Raw genomic sequence first — 15,682 nt, 5'->3', positions numbered from 1 at the left:
GCGTTGCCGTACAGCCGTTTCCGGCTACCTCACGAACGTCCCCGCCTGGCCCGCCAGGTCCAGGAAGTACTGCGGGGCCACACCCAGGACCACGGTCACGGCCACGCCGATCGCGATGGTGGTCATCGTCAGCGGGGACGGGACGGCGACCGTGGGGCCGTCCGCCTTCGGCTCGCTGAAGAACATCAGCACGATGACCCGGATGTAGAAGAACGCGGCGATCGCCGAGGAGATCACACCGACCACCACCAGGCCGCCCGCGCCGCCGTCCGCCGCCGCCTTGAACACCGCGAACTTCCCGGAGAAGCCCGAGGTCAGCGGGATACCGGCGAAGGCCAGCAGGAACACCGCGAAGACCGCGGCGACCAGCGGTGAGCGGCGGCCGAGCCCGGCCCACTTCGACAGGTGCGTCGCCTCGCCGCCCGCGTCCCGCACCAGCGTGACGACGGCGAAGGCGCCGACCGTCACGAAGGAGTACGTGCCGAGGTAGAAGAGGACGGACGAGATGCCCTCGGGGGTGGCCGCGATCACACCGGCCAGGATGAACCCGGCGTGCGCGATCGAGGAGTAGGCCAGCAGCCGCTTGATGTCGGTCTGCGTGATCGCGACGACCGCGCCGCCCACCATCGTGACGATCGCGACGCCCCACATGACCGGCCGCAGGTCCCAGGTGAGCCCGGGCAGCACCACGTACAGCAGGCGGAGCAGCGCGCCGAACGCGGCGACCTTCGTGGCGGCGGCCATGAAGCCGGTGACCGGCGTCGGGGCGCCCTGGTAGACGTCCGGGGTCCACATGTGGAACGGGACGGCGCCGACCTTGAAGAGCAGACCGGTCAGGATCATCGCGCCGCCGATGAGCAGCAGCGCGTCGTTGCCCATGGTGTCGGCGAGCGCCGGGTCGATCTTCTGGATCGACCCGTCGACCACGGTCGCGATCTGGGCGTACGAGACGGAGCCCGCGTACCCGTAGAGGAGGGCGATCCCGAACAGCAGGAACGCCGAGGAGAACGCGCCGAGCAGGAAGTACTTCACGGCCGACTCCTGCGACATCAGCCGCTTGCGGCGGGCGACGGCGCACAGGAGGTACAGCGGGAGGGAGAAGACCTCCAGGGCCACGAACAGCGTCAGCAGGTCGTTGGCCGCCGGGAAGACCAGCATGCCCGCCACCGAGAAGAGGACGAGCGGGAAGACCTCGGTGGTGGTGAACCCGGCCCTGACCGCGGCCTTCTCGCTGTCGCTGCCGGGCACCGACGCGGCCTGCGCCGCGAAGGAGTCCACGCGGTTGCCGTGCGACTCGGGGTCGAGCCGCCGTTCGGCGAACGTGAAGACCGCGACCAGGGACGTCAGCAGGATGACGCCCTGGAGGAACAGGGCCGGTCCGTCGACCGCGATGGCGCCCATCGCGGCGATGTGCGCCTTGGTCGTCCCGTAACCGCCGGCCGCGAGGCCGACCACCGCGGCGAACGCGGCGACCAGCGCGACGACGGTCAGGAAGACCTGGGTGTGATACCGGGCCCGGCGCGGCACGAATGCCTCGACCAGGACGCCGATGACGGCGACGCCGATCACGATCAGGACCGGGGTCAGCTGGGTGTACTCGATGACCGGGGCCGTGAACTTCTCGTCCGGTGCGGCGGATGTCACCCCGCCCGCCGTCGTCCACAGGCTGTGGACAGCTGTTGCGCTCACTTGGCGGCCTCCACCTCGGGCTGGGGGTCCTTCTTCTGTACGTCCGACATGGTGTGCTGCACCGCCGGGTTGACGATGTCCGTCAGCGGCTTCGGGTAGACACCGAGGAAGAGCAGCAGCGCGATCAGCGGGACGACCACCACGAGCTCACGGGCCTTGAGGTCCGCCATGCCCTGCACCTCGGCCTTGACCGGGCCGGTCATGGTGCGCTGGTAGAGGACCAGGACGTAGATCGCGGCGAGCACGATGCCGGTGGTGGCGATGATGCCGACCGCCGGATACGCGGCGAACGCGCCGACCAGGACCAGGAACTCGCTGACGAACGGGGCGAGCCCCGGCAGCGACAGCGTGGCCAGGCCGCCGATCAGGAAGGTGCCGGCCAGGACCGGGGCCACCTTCTGCACCCCGCCGTAGTCGGCGATGAGGCGCGAGCCGCGCCGGCTGATCAGGAAGCCCGCGACCAGCATCAGCGCGGCCGTCGAGATGCCGTGGTTGACCATGTACAGCGTCGCGCCCGACTGGCCCTGGCTGGTCATCGCGAAGATGCCCAGGATGATGAAGCCGAAGTGCGAGATGGACGCGTAGGCGATCAGCCGCTTGATGTCGCGCTGGCCGACCGCGAGCAGCGCTCCGTACACGATGCTGATCAGCGCCAGGACCAGGATCACCGGCGTCGCCCACTTGCTGGCCTCCGGGAAGAGCTGGAGGCAGAAGCGGAGCATCGCGAAGGTGCCGACCTTGTCGACCACGGCGGTGATCAGCACGGCGACCGGGGCGGTCGCCTCACCCATGGCGTTGGGCAGCCAGGTGTGCAGCGGCCACAGCGGGGCCTTCACCGCGAAGGCGAAGAAGAACCCGAGGAACAGCCACCGCTCGGTGCCGGTCGCCATGGAGAACGTGCCGTTGGCCCGGGCCTCGGCGATCTCGGAGAGCGAGAACGAGCCCGCCACCACGTACAGGCCGATCACCGCGGCCAGCATGATGAGGCCGCCGACCAGGTTGTAGAGGAGGAACTTCACCGCCGCGTAAGAGCGCTGCGCCGCCGCGTTCTCGTCGCTGCCGGTGTGCGCCCGGTCCCCGAAGCCGCCGATGAGGAAGTACATCGGGATGAGCATGGCTTCGAACAGGATGTAGAAGAGGAAGACGTCGGTGGCCTCGAAGGAGAGGATCACCATCGCTTCGACCATCAGGATCAGGGCGAAGAAGCCCTGAGTGGGGCGCCAGCGCGAGGAGTTCGTCTCCAGGGGGTCGGCGTCGTGCCAGCCGGCCAGGATGACGAACGGGATCAGCAGGGCGGTGAGCGCCATGAGCGCCACGCCGATGCCGTCGACGCCCAGCTCGTAGCGGACACCGAAGTCCTTGATCCAGGCGTGCGATTCGGTGAGCTGGAAGCGGTCGCCGCCGGGCTCGAAGCGGGCGAGCGCGATGCCCGCCAGGACGAGCGTGGCCAGCGAGAAGAGCAGCGCCAGCCATTTGGCGGCGGTGCGCCGGGCGGCCGGGACGGCGGCGGTCGCCACCGCGCCGATCGCCGGAAGCGCCGCCGTCGCTGTCAGGAGGGGAAAGGACATGTGATCAGACCGCCCTCATCAGCAGGGTCGCGGCGATGAGAACCGCCGTACCGCCGAACATCGAGACCGCGTAGGAGCGGGCGTAGCCGTTCTGCAGCTTGCGCAGCCGGCCGGAGAGCCCGCCCATGGACGCGGCCGTGCCGTTGACGACGCCGTCGACCAGGGTGTGGTCCACGTAGACCAGGGAGCGGGTCAGGTGCTCGCCGCCCCGGACCAGGACCACGTGGTTGAAGTCGTCCTGGAGGAGATCGCGGCGCGCGGCGCGGGTGAGCAGCGAGCCGCGCGGGGCGGCCACCGGAACCGGCTTGCGGCCGTACATCGCCCAGGCGATGGCGACCCCGATGACGAGCGCCACCATGGTGGCCGCGGTGACGGTGGACGCGCCGATCGGGGCGTCGCCGTGGTCGTGGCCGGTCACCGGCTCCAGCCAGTGCAGGAAGCGGTCGCCGATCGAGAAGAAGCCACCGGCGAAGACCGAGCCGAAGGCCAGCACGATCATCGGGATCGTCATGGACTTCGGGGACTCGTGCGGGTGCGGCTCGTGGCCTTCGGCGTCCGGCTGCCAGCGCTTCTCGCCGAAGAAGGTCATGATCATCACGCGCGTCATGTAGAACGCGGTGATCGCGGCGCCGAGCAGGGCCACGGAGCCGAGGATCCAGCCCTCGGTGCCGCCCTTGGCGAACGCCGCCTCGATGATCTTGTCCTTGGAGAAGAAGCCGGAGAGGCCGGGGAAGCCGATGATCGCGAGGTAGCCGAGGCCGAAGGTGATGAAGGTGACCGGCATGTACTTCCGCAGGCCGCCGAACTTCCGCATGTCCACCTCGTCGTTCATGCCGTGCATGACCGAACCGGCGCCGAGGAAGAGCCCGGCCTTGAAGAAGCCGTGCGTCACCAGGTGCATGATCGCGAAGACGTAGCCGATGGGGCCGAGCCCGGCGGCCAGGATCATGTAGCCGATCTGCGACATCGTGGAGCCGGCGAGGGCCTTCTTGATGTCGTCCTTCGCGCAACCGACGATCGCACCGAACAGCAGCGTGACCGCGCCGACCACCACGACGACCATCTGGGCGTCCGGGGCGGCGTTGAAGATCGCGCCGGAGCGGACGATGAGATAGACACCGGCGGTGACCATGGTCGCGGCGTGGATGAGGGCGGAGACCGGGGTCGGGCCCTCCATCGCGTCACCGAGCCAGGACTGCAGCGGCACCTGGGCGGACTTGCCGCAGGCGGCGAGCAGCAGCATCAGGCCGATCGCCGTCAGCTTGCCCTCGCTGGTCTCGCCGGTCGCCTCCAGGACGGGTCCGTACGCGAACGTGCCGAAGGTGGTGAACATCAGCATGATCGCGATCGACAGACCCATGTCGCCGACGCGGTTGACCAGGAACGCCTTCTTCGCGGCGGTCGCCGCGCTGGGCTTGTGCTGCCAGAAGCCGATGAGCAGGTACGAGGCGAGGCCGACGCCCTCCCAGCCGACGTACAGCAGCAGGTAGTTGTCGGCGATGACCAGGATCAGCATCGCCGCCAGGAACAGGTTCAGATAGCCGAAGAAGCGGCGCCGGCGCTCGTCGTGCTCCATGTAGCCGATCGAGTAGATGTGGATCAGCGTGCCCACACCGGTGATCAGCAGGACGAAGGTCATCGACAGCTGGTCGAGCTGGAAGGCCACATCGGCCTGGAAGCCCTCGACCGGAATCCAGCTGAACAGCTTCTGGTGCAGTGCCCGGTCCTCGGCGCCCTTCCCGAGCATGTCGGTGAAGAGCACGACGGCCACGACGAACGAGGCGGCGGCGAGCAGGGTGCCGAGCCAGTGCCCGGCGCGATCGAGGCGACGGCCGCCGCACAGCAGCACCGCCGCTCCGAGCAGGGGCGCCGCGACGAGCAGCGCAATCAGGTTCTCCACAGTGCAAACGCCCCTTACAGCTTCATCAGGCTGGCGTCATCGACCGAGGCCGAGTGGCGGGAACGGAACAGCGACACGATGATCGCGAGCCCGACCACGACCTCCGCGGCGGCGACGACCATCGTGAAGAAGGCGATGATCTGGCCGTCGAGATTGCCGTGCATCCGGGAGAAGGTCACGAACGCGAGGTTGCAGGCGTTGAGCATCAGCTCCACGCACATGAACACCACGATCGCGTTCCGCCGGATCAGGACCCCGGCCGCGCCGATGGTGAACAGCAGGGCTGCGAGATAGAGGTAGTTGACCGGATTCACTTGGCGACCTCCTCTTCTTCGGTGTCCCGGCCCAGCCGCTCACCGGAGCGCTGCTCCAGTGCCTTGAGGCCGGCCAGTGATTCCTGGGACACGTCGCGCATCTGGCCGCGCTTGCGCAGCGTGTTCATGACGGTCAGCTCGGACGGGGTGCCGTCGGGGAGCAGGCCCGCGATGTCCACCGCGTTGTGCCGGGCGTAGACGCCGGGGGCGGGCAGCGGCGGGAGGTGGTTGCTCCGCACGCGCTCCTCGGACATCTCCCGCTGGGTCTTGGCCCGTTCGGTGCGCTCGCGGTGCGTGAGCACCATCGCGCCGACGGTCGCGGTGATCAGCAGGGCGCCGGTGATCTCGAAGGCGAAGACGTACTTGGTGAAGATGAGGCTGGCGAGCCCCTCCACGTTTCCGCCGTGCACGGTGTTCGCGGTGCCCAGGCCGTTGAAGCTCTTCAGCGAGGCGTTGCCGATACCGGCGATCAGCAGGACGCCGAAGCCGATGCCGCAGCCGGCGGCCAGCAAGCGCTGGCCCTTGATGGTCTCCTTCAGCGAGTCCGCCGCCGTGACGCCGACGAGCATGACCACGAAGAGGAACAGCATCATGATCGCGCCGGTGTAGACGACGATCTGGACGATGCCGAGGAAGTACGCGCCGTTGGCGAGGTAGAACACCGCGAGGATGATCATCGTCCCGGCGAGGCTCAGCGCGCTGTGCACGGCCTTCTTCATGAGCACGGTGGACAGGGCGCCGATCACGGCGACCGTGCCCAGCACCCAGAACTGGACGGCCTCACCGGTCGAGGTCTGCGAGGCCGCAGCGGCCAGGCCGGTCATGCGTCCACCTCCTGTGAGGCGCCGTTGCTCTGCGCCTCGTCGTCCGGCTTCTCGCCCTTGGAGACGGCGAGCTGACGCTCCGTACCGGGGGCGGCCTCGGTGACCAGGCCCCGGTAGTAGTCCTGCTCGTCCGTGCCCGGGAAGATCGCGTGCGGGCTGTCGACCATGCCTTCCTCCAGGCCCGCGAGCAGCTCGTCCTTGGTGTAGATGAGGCTCTCGCGGGTGGTGTTGGCGAGCTCGAACTCGTTGGTCATCGTGAGCGCCCGGGTCGGGCACGCCTCGATGCACAGTCCGCAGAGGATGCAGCGCGCGTAGTTGATCTGGTAGACGCGGCCGTAGCGCTCACCCGGGGAGTAGCGCTCCTCGTCGGTGTTGTCCGCGCCCTCCACGTAGATCGCGTCGGCCGGACAGGCCCAGGCGCACAGCTCGCAGCCGACGCACTTCTCCAGCCCGTCCGGATGGCGGTTGAGCTGGTGGCGGCCGTGGAAGCGGGGCGCCGTCACCTTCGGCGTCTCCGGATACTGCTCGGTGAGCCGCTTCTTGAACATGGCCTTGAAGGTCACGCCGAAGCCGGCCACCGGGTTGAGGAACTTGTCCTCCGAGGACTGGGAGGACTGCGACGCCGTCGACCCCGTCGCGCCGGTCGATGTCGCCGGCCTCCTGGACCCCGGCGCATCAGGCAGTTCAGACACCGTCGGCCTCCTTTCCGTCACTCGGATTTCCGTCACTCTGAGTATCCACCCCGCCACTGACAACGAGCTCCCGCTCGCGTCGCGGCCTGCGCCGGGGCACCGGCGGCAGGGTCTGTCCGGGCAGCGGCGGCACCGGGAATCCGCCCGCCATCGGGTCGAACGCCGGCTCGGGCCCGGCCTGTTCGGCGGCGGCCTTGTCCTTCTTGTCGCGGAAGATGTCGGCGACGAAGGAGATCAGCAGCACCGCGATCACGGCGCCCGCCACGTAGAGCAGGATCTTCGAGAAGTCGTAGCCCTCGTTGCGCAGCGCCCGTACGGTCGCGACCAGCATCAGCCAGACGACGGAGACCGGGATCAGGACCTTCCAGCCGAGCTTCATCAGCTGGTCGTAGCGGACACGGGGCAGCGTGCCGCGCAGCCAGATGAAGAAGAACAGCAGCAGCTGGACCTTGACGACGAACCAGAGCATCGGCCACCAGCCGTGGTTCGCGCCCTCCCAGAAGGTGCTGATCGGCCACGGGGCCCGCCAGCCGCCCAGGAACAGGGTCGTGGAGACGGCGGAGACGGTCACCATGTTGACGTACTCGGCGAGCATGAACATCGCGAACTTGATCGACGAGTACTCGGTGTTGAAGCCGCCGACGAGGTCGCCCTCGGACTCCGGCATGTCGAACGGGGCGCGGTTGGTCTCGCCGACCATCGTGACGATGTAGATGATGAACGAGACCGGCAGCAGGATGATGAACCAGCGGTCCTGCTGCGCCTCCACGATCTTCGATGTCGACATCGACCCGGAGTAGAGGAACACCGAGGCGAACGCGGCACCCATCGCGATCTCGTACGAGATCATCTGCGCGCAGGACCGGAGCCCGCCGAGCAGCGGGTACGTCGACCCGGACGACCAGCCGGCCAGCACGATGCCGTAGATCCCGACCGAGGCGACCGCGAGGATGTACAGCATCGCGATCGGCAGGTCGGTGAGCTGCATCGCCGTACGGTGACCGAAGATCGAGACCTCGTTGTCCGAGGGCCCGAAGGGGATCACCGCGATGGCCATGAACGCGGGGATGGCGGCGACGATCGGCGCGAGGACGTAGACGACCTTGTCCGCCCGCTTGACGATGACGTCTTCCTTCAGCATCAGCTTGATGCCGTCGGCGAGCGACTGGAGCATGCCCCAGGGACCGTGCCGGTTGGGGCCGATACGCAGCTGCATCCAGGCGACGACCTTGCGCTCCCACACGATGGAGAAGAGCACGGTCACCATCAGGAACGCGAAGCAGAAGACGGCCTTGATGACGACGAGCCACCAGGGGTCGTTGCCGAACATCGACAGGTCCTCGGCGGCGAGCACCGAACCGTGCGGTGCCGCGGCCAGTTGAGCGAAGGCGGTCACGCCCGCACCTCCGGTGTGACGTCGGGAGTACCGGCAGCGGCGGGGCCGATCCGGACCAGGCCGCCGGGGAGGGCCCCGGTCGTGGCCGGCACGCCCCGCCCGGCCGAGTTCAGCGGCACCCAGACCACGCGGTCCGGCATGTCGGTGACCCGGAGCGGGAGTTCGACGCTGCCCGCCGGGCCGGACACCGCGAGCAGGTCGCCGTCCTTGACCCCGGTCTCCGCGGCCGTGGCGGCCGACAGCCGGGCCACCGCCTCGTGCCGGGTCCCGGCGAGCGCGGTGTCGCCCTCCTGGAGGCGGCCCAGGTCGAGCAGCATCCGGTGGCCGGCCAGGATCGCCTCGCCGTCGCCGGGCCGGGGCAGCGGCTGCGCGGAGACGCGCGGCTCGTCCGCGTACCCGCCCTGCCAGCCGCCGAGGCGGTCCAGCTCGCGGCGGGCGGACTTCAGGTCCGGCAGCGCGAAGTGGACGTCCATGGCGTCGGCCAGCATGTGCAGGACGCGGGCGTCGCCCGGGGCGAGGTTCCGCGTCATCTGGTCGGGCTTCAGCGCGGCCTCGAACATCCGCGCCCGGCCCTCCCAGTTGAGGAAGGTCCCGGACTTCTCGGCGACCGCGGCCACCGGGAACACCACGTCGGCGCGGTCGGTGACCTCGCTCGGGCGGAGCTCGAAGGAGACCAGGAAGCCGGCCCGGTCCAGGGCCTCCAGGGCCCGCGCCGGTTCCGGCAGGTCCTCGGTCCCGACCCCGGCGACGACCAGCGCGCCCAGCTCACCGGTGGCCGCGGCCTCGATGATCTGGCCGGTGTCGCGGCCGAAGCGGGACGGGAGTTCGGCGACGCCCCACACGGAGGCGACCTCGTCCCGGGCACGCGGGTCGGTGGCCGGGCGGCCGCCGGGCAGCAGCGACGGGAGCGCGCCCGCCTCCACCGCGCCGCGTTCGCCCGCCCGGCGCGGGATCCACACCAGCCGGGCCCCGGTCGCGGTCGCGGCCCGGACCGCGGCGGTCAGCCCGCCGGGCACCCCGGCCAGCCGCTCGCCGACCACGATCAGCGCGCCCTCACCGCGCAGCGCCTCGGCCGCGGCGGCGCCTTCGCCCTCCAGGCCGACCCCGCCCGCGATGGCGTCCAGCCACTCGGTCTCGGTGCCGGGCGCGGCGGGGAGCAGCGCGCCCCCGGCCTTGGCCAGGCCCCGGGTGGCGTGCGAGGCGACGGAGAAGGTGCGCTGCCCGTGCTTGCGGTGGGCCTTGCGCAGCCGCAGGAAGACCCCGGGGGCCTCCTCCTCCGACTCGAACCCGACCAGCAGCACGGCCGGCGCCTTCTCCAGCGAGGTGTACGTGACACCGGAGCCGTCCAGGTCCTTGCCGCGCCCCGCGACGCGCGAGGCCAGGAAGTCGGCCTCCTCGTCGCTGTGCACCCGGGCCCGGAAGTCGATGTCGTTGGTGTCCAGGGCGACCCGGGCGAACTTGCTGTACGCGTACGCGTCCTCGACGGTCAGCCGGCCGCCGGTGAGGACGCCGGTCCGGCCGCGCGCGGCGGACAGCCCCTCGGCCGCGGCGGCCAGGGCCTCGGGCCAGCTCGCCGGCTCCAGCTCGCCGGACTCACCGCGCACCAGCGGGGTGGTGAGCCGGTCGCGCTGCTGGGCGTAGCGGAAGCCGAAGCGGCCCTTGTCGCAGAGCCACTCCTCGTTGACCTCGGGCTCGTTGGCCGCGAGGCGGCGCATGACCTTGCCGCGCCGGTGGTCGGTGCGGGTGGCGCAGCCCCCGGCGCAGTGCTCGCACACGGAGGGCGTCGACACCAGGTCGAAGGGGCGCGAGCGGAATCGGTACGCCGCCGAGGTGAGCGCCCCGACCGGGCAGATCTGGATGGTGTTCCCGGAGAAGTACGACTGGAACGGGTCGCCCTCGCCGGTGCCGACCTGCTGGAGCGCGCCGCGCTCGATCAGCTCGATCATCGGGTCGCCGGCCACCTGGTTGGAGAACCGGGTGCAGCGCGCGCAGAGCACGCAGCGCTCGCGGTCCAGCAGCACCTGGGTGGAGATCGGCACGGGCTTCTCGTACGTCCGCTTCTTGCCGTCGAAGCGGGAGTCCGCGTCGCCGTGCGACATCGCCTGGTTCTGCAGGGGGCACTCGCCGCCCTTGTCGCAGACCGGGCAGTCCAGCGGGTGGTTGATGAGCAGCAGCTCCATCACACCGCGCTGCGCCTTGTCGGCGACGGGCGAGGTGATCTGCGACTTGACGACCATGCCGTCGGTGCAGGTGATGGTGCAGGACGCCATCGGCTTGCGCTGGCCCTCGACCTCGACGATGCACTGGCGGCAGGCGCCGGCCGGGTCGAGGAGGGGGTGGTCGCAGAACCGGGGGATCTCGATGCCGAGGAGTTCGGCGGCGCGGATGACCAGGGTGCCCTTGGGCACGCTGATCTCGATGCCGTCGATGGTCAGCGTGACCAGGTCCTCGGGCGGGATCGCCGCTTCGCCGCCCCCGGAGGGCGCACTCGTGGTGACTGTCATGCGTTCACCCCCTGGTGAGCGTTCTTGTCGTCGGCCCAGAGGGTCGATTTGGCGGGATCGAAGGGGCAGCCCTTGCCGGTGATGTGCTGCTCGTACTCCTCGCGGAAGTACTTCAGCGAGGAGAAGATCGGCGAGGCGGCGCCGTCGCCGAGGGCGCAGAACGACTTGCCGTTGATGTTGTCGGCGATGTCGTTGAGCTTGTCCAGGTCGGACATCTGGCCCTTGCCCGCCTCGATGTCGCGCAGCAGCTGGACGAGCCAGTACGTGCCCTCACGGCAGGGAGTGCACTTGCCGCAGGACTCGTGGGCGTAGAACTCGGTCCAGCGGGTGACGGCCCGCACCACGCAGGTCGTCTCGTCGAAGCACTGGAGCGCCTTGGTGCCGAGCATGGACCCGGCCGCGCCGACGCCCTCGTAGTCGAGGGGCACGTCGAGGTGTTCGTCGGTGAACATCGGCGTGGAGGAGCCGCCGGGGGTCCAGAACTTGAGGCGGTGGCCGGGGCGCATCCCGCCGCTCATGTCGAGGAGCTGGCGCAGCGTGATGCCGAGCGGGGCCTCGTACTGGCCGGGGCCGGCGACATGGCCGCTGAGCGAGTAGAGCGTGAAGCCCGGGGACTTCTCGCTGCCCATCGACTTGAACCAGTCCTTGCCCTTGTTCAGGATCGCGGGAACCGAGGCGATGGACTCGACGTTGTTCACCACGGTGGGGCAGGCGTACAGACCGGCGACCGCGGGGAAGGGCGGACGCAGCCGGGGCTGGCCGCGCCGTCCTTCGAGCGAGTCGAGCAGCGCGGTCTCCTCACCGCAGATGTACGCACCGGCGCCCGCGTGCACGGTGAGTTCGAGGTCGAGCCCGGAGCCCAGGATGTTGGTGCCGAGGTAGCCCGCCTCGTACGCCTCGCGCACGGCCTCGTGCAGCCTGCGCAGGACGGGGACGACCTCGCCGCGCAGGTAGATGAAGGCGTGCGACGACCGGATCGCGTAACAAGCGATCACGATGCCCTCGATGAGGCTGTGCGGGTTGGCGAAGAGGAGCGGGATGTCCTTGCAGGTCCCCGGCTCCGACTCGTCGGCGTTGACGACGAGGTAGTGCGGCTTGCCGTCGCCCTGCGGGATGAACTGCCACTTCATGCCGGTGGGGAAGCCGGCGCCGCCGCGTCCGCGCAGACCGGAGTCCTTGACGTACGCGATGAGGTCGTCCGGGGACATGGTGAGGGCCTTGCGCAGTCCCTCGTACCCCTCGTGACGGCGGTAGGTGTCCAGGGTCCAGGACTCCGGCTGGTCCCAGAAGGCGGACAGGACGGGCGCGAGCAGCTTCTCGGGGCTGGTCCCGTTGTGATCGAGCTCGGTGGCCAACGTCATCACTCCCCCTCCTCGGCCGCGGGTCCGGCCGGGTGGTCCGGGTCGGATGCCGAGGTCTCCTGCGGCGCGTCGTGGGAGCTGAGGTGCTCGGCGCCCTTCTGCGGCTGGTCGCTGGGCGCCTCGCCGCGCGGGCTCACCACGCGGGCCTTCGGCGCGGCCTCGCCCTTGGCCAGCTTGAGGCCGATGAGCGAGGCGTGGCCGGCGCCGCCGGTGGCCTCGACGGCGCCGGGGCGCTCGTCGGGGAATCCGGCGAGGATGCGCGCGGTCTCCTTGTACGTGCACAGGGGCGCGCCGCGGGTGGGTTCGACGGTGCGGCCGGCGATGAGGTCGTCCACCAGCCGGGTGGCGCTCTCCGGGGTCTGGTTGTCGAAGAACTCCCAGTTGACCATCACGACGGGCGCGAAGTCGCAGGCGGCGTTGCACTCGATGTGTTCGAGGGTGACCTTGCCGTCCTCGGTCGTCTCGTCGTTGCCGACGCCGAGATGCTCCTTCAGCCGGTCGAAGATCGCGTCGCCGCCCATCACCGCGCAGAGCGTGTTGGTGCAGACGCCGACCTGGTAGTCGCCGCTCGGCTTGCGCCGGTACATCGTGTAGAAGGTGGCGACCGCGGTGACCTCGGCGGTGGTGAGGTCGAGCATCTCGGCGCAGAAGGCCATGCCCGTACGCGAGACGTACCCCTCCTCGGACTGCACGAGGTGCAGCAGCGGCAGCAGCGCGGAGCGGCTGTCGGGGTAGCGGGCGATCACCTCCTTCGCATCCGCTTCGAGCCTGGCGCGCGCCTCGGCCGGGTAGGCGGGGGCGGGGAGCTGCGGCATCCCCAGACTGACTTCCTGACGTGCTTCGGTCACCGGTCGACGCCTCCCATCACGGGGTCGATGGATGCGACGGCGACGATGACGTCGGCGACCTGGCCGCCCTCGCACATCGCCGCCATGGCCTGGAGGTTGGTGAAGGACGGGTCGCGGAAGTGGACCCGGTAGGGGCGGGTTCCGCCGTCCGAGACGACGTGCACGCCGAGTTCGCCCTTGGGGGACTCGACGGCGGTGTACGCCTGCCCGACGGGGACCCGGAAGCCCTCGGTCACCAGCTTGAAGTGGTGGATCAGGGCCTCCATGGAGGTGCCCATGATCTTCTTGATGTGGTCCAGCGAGTTGCCCAGGCCGTCCGGGCCGAGCGCGAGCTGCGCGGGCCAGGCGATCTTCTTGTCGGCGACCATGACCGGTCCGGGTTCGAGCCGGTCGATGCACTGCTCGATGATCCGCAGCGACTGGCGCATCTCCTCCAGGCGGATGAGGAAGCGGCCGTAGGCGTCGCAGCTGTCGGCGGTGGGAACCTCGAAGTCGTAGGTCTCGTAGCCGCAGTACGGGTCGGTCTTGCGCAGGTCGTGCGGGAGGCCCGCCGAGCGCAGGATCGGTCCGGTGGCGCCGAGGGCCATGCAGCCGGTGAGGTCGAGGTAGCCGACGTCCTGCATGCGGGCCTTGAAGATGGGGTTGCCGGTGGCGAGCGCGTCGTACTCCGGCAGGTTCTTCTTCATGGTCTTCACGAACTCGCGCAGCTGGTCGACCGCGCCCGGGGGCAGGTCCTGGGCGAGGCCGCCGGGGCGGATGAACGCGTGGTTCATACGGAGCCCGGTGATCAGCTCGAAGAGGTCGAGCACCAGCTCCCGGTCACGGAAGCCGTAGATCATGATCGTGGTGGCGCCGAGCTCCATGCCGCCGGTGGCGATGCACACCAGGTGCGAGGAGAGCCGGTTGAGCTCCATCAGGAGCACGCGCAGGACGGTGGCCCGGTCGGGGATCTGGTCCTCGATGCCGAGCAGCTTCTCGACGCCCAGGCAGTAGGCCGTCTCGTTGAAGAACGGCGTCAGGTAGTCCATGCGCGTGACGAAGGTGGTGCCCTGCGTCCAGCTGCGGAATTCGAGGTTCTTCTCGATGCCGGTGTGGAGGTAGCCGATGCCGCAGCGGGCCTCGGTGACGGTCTCGCCGTCGATCTCCAGGATGAGCCGGAGCACGCCGTGCGTGGACGGGTGCTGCGGGCCCATGTTGACGATGATGCGCTCGTCGTCGGAGGCGGCGGCGTTCTCGACGATCTCGTCCCAGTCGCCGCCGGTGACTGTATATACAGTCCCCTCGGTGGTGGCGCGGGGCGTTGCATGGGGAGTGGTCATCAGGAGTACGACCTCCGCTGGTCCGGAGCCGGGATCTGGGCGCCCTTGTACTCGACGGGGATGCCGCCGAGCGGGTAGTCCTTGCGCTGCGGGAAGCCCTGCCAGTCGTCCGGCATCATGATCCGGGTGAGGGCGGGGTGCCCGTCGAAGACGAGCCCGAAGAAGTCGTACGCCTCGCGCTCGTGCCAGTCGTTGGTCGGGTAGACCGGGACCAGCGAGGGCAGGTGCCGGTCGTCGTCCGGGGTGGAGACCTCGACGCGGATCAGCCGGCCGTGGGTGATCGAGCGCAGGTGGTAGACCGCGTGCAGCTCGCGGCCCTTGTCGCCGGGGAAGTGGACGCCGCTGACGCCGGTGCACAGCTCGAAGCGGAGCGCCGGGTCGTCGCGCAGGGTCCTGGCGACGGTGACCAGGTGCTCGCGGGCGATGTGGAAGGTGAGCTCGTCCCGGTCGACCACCGTCTTCTCGATGACGTTCTCCGGGAGGAGGTCCTGCTCCTCCAGGGCGCCTTCGAGCTCGTCGGCGACCTCGTCGAACCAGCCGCCGTAGGGGCGGGAGGAGGCGCCGGGGAGGGCGACGGTGCGGACGAGGCCGCCGTAGCCGGAGGTGTCGCCGCCGTTGTTGGCGCCGAACATGCCCTTCCGTACGCCGATGACCTCGCCGTGCTCGTCGCGCGGGGCGGGGACCGCGGAGCCGTTGTGCTCGTCGCTCATCGCATGAGCCCCTTCATCTCGATGAGGGGCAGGGCGTTGAGCGCCGCTTCCTCCGCCTCGCGGGCGGCTTCCTCGGCGTTGACCCCGAGCTTGGAGCCCTGGATCTTCTGGTGCAGCTTGAGGATCGCGTCCATCAGCATCTCGGGCCGCGGCGGGCAGCCCGGCAAATAAATATCAACCGGGACAATGTGATCAACACCCTGAACAATGGCGTAATTGTTGAACATTCCGCCCGATGATGCGCAAACCCCCATGGAGATGACCCACTTGGGGTTCGGCATCTGGTCGTAGACCTGCCGCAGGACGGGCGCCATCTTCTGGCTCACCCGCCCGGCCACGATCATCAGGTCCGCCTGCCGCGGCGAGCCGCGGAAGACCTCCATGCCGAACCGGGCCAGGTCGTAACGGCCTGCCCCGGTGGTCATCATCTCGATGGCGCAACAGGCGAGGCCGAAGGTCGCCGGGAAGACGGAGGACTTCCGCACCCAGCCGGCCGCCTGCTCGACGGTGGTCAGAACGAAGCCGCTCGGCAGCTTCTCTTCGAGTCCCATGGTGTG

Annotated in this window: 13 protein-coding genes; all 13 read right to left on the bottom strand. The window is 69.6% G+C overall.

Features of this window, described 5'->3' with window-relative positions; translation table 11 throughout:
- Window positions 1–24: 24 nt before the first annotated feature.
- From nuoN to OHS17_RS19450, 13 genes are read right to left on the bottom strand one after another with little or no spacing between them, the layout of a single operon-like run.
- Window positions 25–1,689: an NADH-quinone oxidoreductase subunit NuoN gene (gene nuoN / locus OHS17_RS19510; protein WP_086021880.1), complete on the bottom strand. Its 1,665-nt coding sequence runs from the start codon at window positions 1,687–1,689 to the stop codon at window positions 25–27.
- Entirely contained in the window at window positions 1,686–3,257 is a 1,572-nt protein-coding gene (locus OHS17_RS19505; protein ID WP_161206674.1) for an NADH-quinone oxidoreductase subunit M, read from the bottom strand. The genes nuoN and OHS17_RS19505 overlap by 4 nt, the downstream gene beginning before the upstream one ends.
- A gap of 4 nt (window positions 3,258–3,261) precedes the next feature.
- The gene (nuoL, locus tag OHS17_RS19500; protein WP_330313220.1) at window positions 3,262–5,157 is read right to left on the bottom strand and encodes an NADH-quinone oxidoreductase subunit L; all 1,896 of its coding nucleotides are present in this window, start codon (window positions 5,155–5,157) and stop codon (window positions 3,262–3,264) included.
- Window positions 5,158–5,171: 14 nt separating this feature from the next.
- Window positions 5,172–5,471 carry an NADH-quinone oxidoreductase subunit NuoK gene (gene nuoK / locus OHS17_RS19495; protein WP_018101339.1) on the bottom strand — a complete coding sequence of 100 codons (300 nt, stop codon included), beginning with the start codon at window positions 5,469–5,471 and terminating at the stop codon, window positions 5,172–5,174.
- Window positions 5,468–6,295 carry an NADH-quinone oxidoreductase subunit J gene (locus tag OHS17_RS19490; RefSeq protein WP_330313219.1) on the bottom strand — a complete coding sequence of 276 codons (828 nt, stop codon included), beginning with the start codon at window positions 6,293–6,295 and terminating at the stop codon, window positions 5,468–5,470. Before OHS17_RS19490 ends, nuoK begins: the two co-directional genes overlap by 4 nt.
- Window positions 6,292–6,987, bottom strand: a complete 696-nt coding sequence (gene nuoI / locus OHS17_RS19485; protein WP_330313218.1) for an NADH-quinone oxidoreductase subunit NuoI — start codon at window positions 6,985–6,987, stop codon at window positions 6,292–6,294. Before nuoI ends, OHS17_RS19490 begins: the two co-directional genes overlap by 4 nt.
- Window positions 6,980–8,383 carry an NADH-quinone oxidoreductase subunit NuoH gene (gene nuoH / locus OHS17_RS19480; protein WP_330313217.1) on the bottom strand — a complete coding sequence of 468 codons (1,404 nt, stop codon included), beginning with the start codon at window positions 8,381–8,383 and terminating at the stop codon, window positions 6,980–6,982. Before nuoH ends, nuoI begins: the two co-directional genes overlap by 8 nt.
- Window positions 8,380–10,887 carry an NADH-quinone oxidoreductase subunit G gene (locus OHS17_RS19475; protein ID WP_330313216.1) on the bottom strand — a complete coding sequence of 836 codons (2,508 nt, stop codon included), beginning with the start codon at window positions 10,885–10,887 and terminating at the stop codon, window positions 8,380–8,382. Before OHS17_RS19475 ends, nuoH begins: the two co-directional genes overlap by 4 nt.
- A complete protein-coding gene (gene nuoF, locus OHS17_RS19470) occupies window positions 10,884–12,248 on the bottom strand; it encodes an NADH-quinone oxidoreductase subunit NuoF (protein ID WP_383167719.1) in 1,365 nt (454 codons plus the stop codon). Before nuoF ends, OHS17_RS19475 begins: the two co-directional genes overlap by 4 nt.
- Window positions 12,248–13,063, bottom strand: a complete 816-nt coding sequence (gene nuoE, locus OHS17_RS19465) for an NADH-quinone oxidoreductase subunit NuoE (RefSeq protein WP_330315300.1) — start codon at window positions 13,061–13,063, stop codon at window positions 12,248–12,250. Before nuoE ends, nuoF begins: the two co-directional genes overlap by 1 nt.
- A gap of 29 nt (window positions 13,064–13,092) precedes the next feature.
- The gene (locus tag OHS17_RS19460; protein ID WP_018101346.1) at window positions 13,093–14,415 is read right to left on the bottom strand and encodes an NADH-quinone oxidoreductase subunit D; all 1,323 of its coding nucleotides are present in this window, start codon (window positions 14,413–14,415) and stop codon (window positions 13,093–13,095) included.
- The gene (locus tag OHS17_RS19455) at window positions 14,415–15,125 is read right to left on the bottom strand and encodes an NADH-quinone oxidoreductase subunit C (RefSeq protein ID WP_330313214.1); all 711 of its coding nucleotides are present in this window, start codon (window positions 15,123–15,125) and stop codon (window positions 14,415–14,417) included. The genes OHS17_RS19460 and OHS17_RS19455 overlap by 1 nt, the downstream gene beginning before the upstream one ends.
- Window positions 15,122–15,676, bottom strand: a complete 555-nt coding sequence (locus OHS17_RS19450; protein ID WP_018101348.1) for a NuoB/complex I 20 kDa subunit family protein — start codon at window positions 15,674–15,676, stop codon at window positions 15,122–15,124. Before OHS17_RS19450 ends, OHS17_RS19455 begins: the two co-directional genes overlap by 4 nt.
- Window positions 15,677–15,682 lie beyond the last annotated feature (6 nt).

Origin of the sequence: Streptomyces sp. NBC_00523, from assembly GCF_036346615.1 — a bacterium.
Taxonomy (GTDB): domain Bacteria; phylum Actinomycetota; class Actinomycetes; order Streptomycetales; family Streptomycetaceae; genus Streptomyces.
The sequence above is the reverse complement of the archived record's forward strand: the minus strand, read 5'-3'. Positions and strand labels throughout refer to the sequence as shown.

What these genes read in the sequence shown, in the direction of transcription:
- OHS17_RS19490 (WP_330313219.1), bottom strand. Translation starts at nt 6,295, where the DNA reads ATGACCGGCCTGGCCGCTGCGGCCTCGCAGACCTCGACCGGTGAGGCC.
- OHS17_RS19450 (WP_018101348.1), bottom strand. Translation starts at nt 15,676, where the DNA reads ATGGGACTCGAAGAGAAGCTGCCGAGCGGCTTCGTTCTGACCACCGTC.
- OHS17_RS19505 (WP_161206674.1), bottom strand. Translation starts at nt 3,257, where the DNA reads ATGTCCTTTCCCCTCCTGACAGCGACGGCGGCGCTTCCGGCGATCGGC.
- OHS17_RS19455 (WP_330313214.1), bottom strand. Translation starts at nt 15,125, where the DNA reads ATGAGCGACGAGCACAACGGCTCCGCGGTCCCCGCCCCGCGCGACGAG.
- OHS17_RS19460 (WP_018101346.1), bottom strand. Translation starts at nt 14,415, where the DNA reads ATGACCACTCCCCATGCAACGCCCCGCGCCACCACCGAGGGGACTGTA.
- nuoE (WP_330315300.1), bottom strand. Translation starts at nt 13,063, where the DNA reads ATGCCGCAGCTCCCCGCCCCCGCCTACCCGGCCGAGGCGCGCGCCAGG.
- nuoF (WP_383167719.1), bottom strand. Translation starts at nt 12,248, where the DNA reads ATGACGTTGGCCACCGAGCTCGATCACAACGGGACCAGCCCCGAGAAG.
- OHS17_RS19475 (WP_330313216.1), bottom strand. Translation starts at nt 10,887, where the DNA reads ATGACAGTCACCACGAGTGCGCCCTCCGGGGGCGGCGAAGCGGCGATC.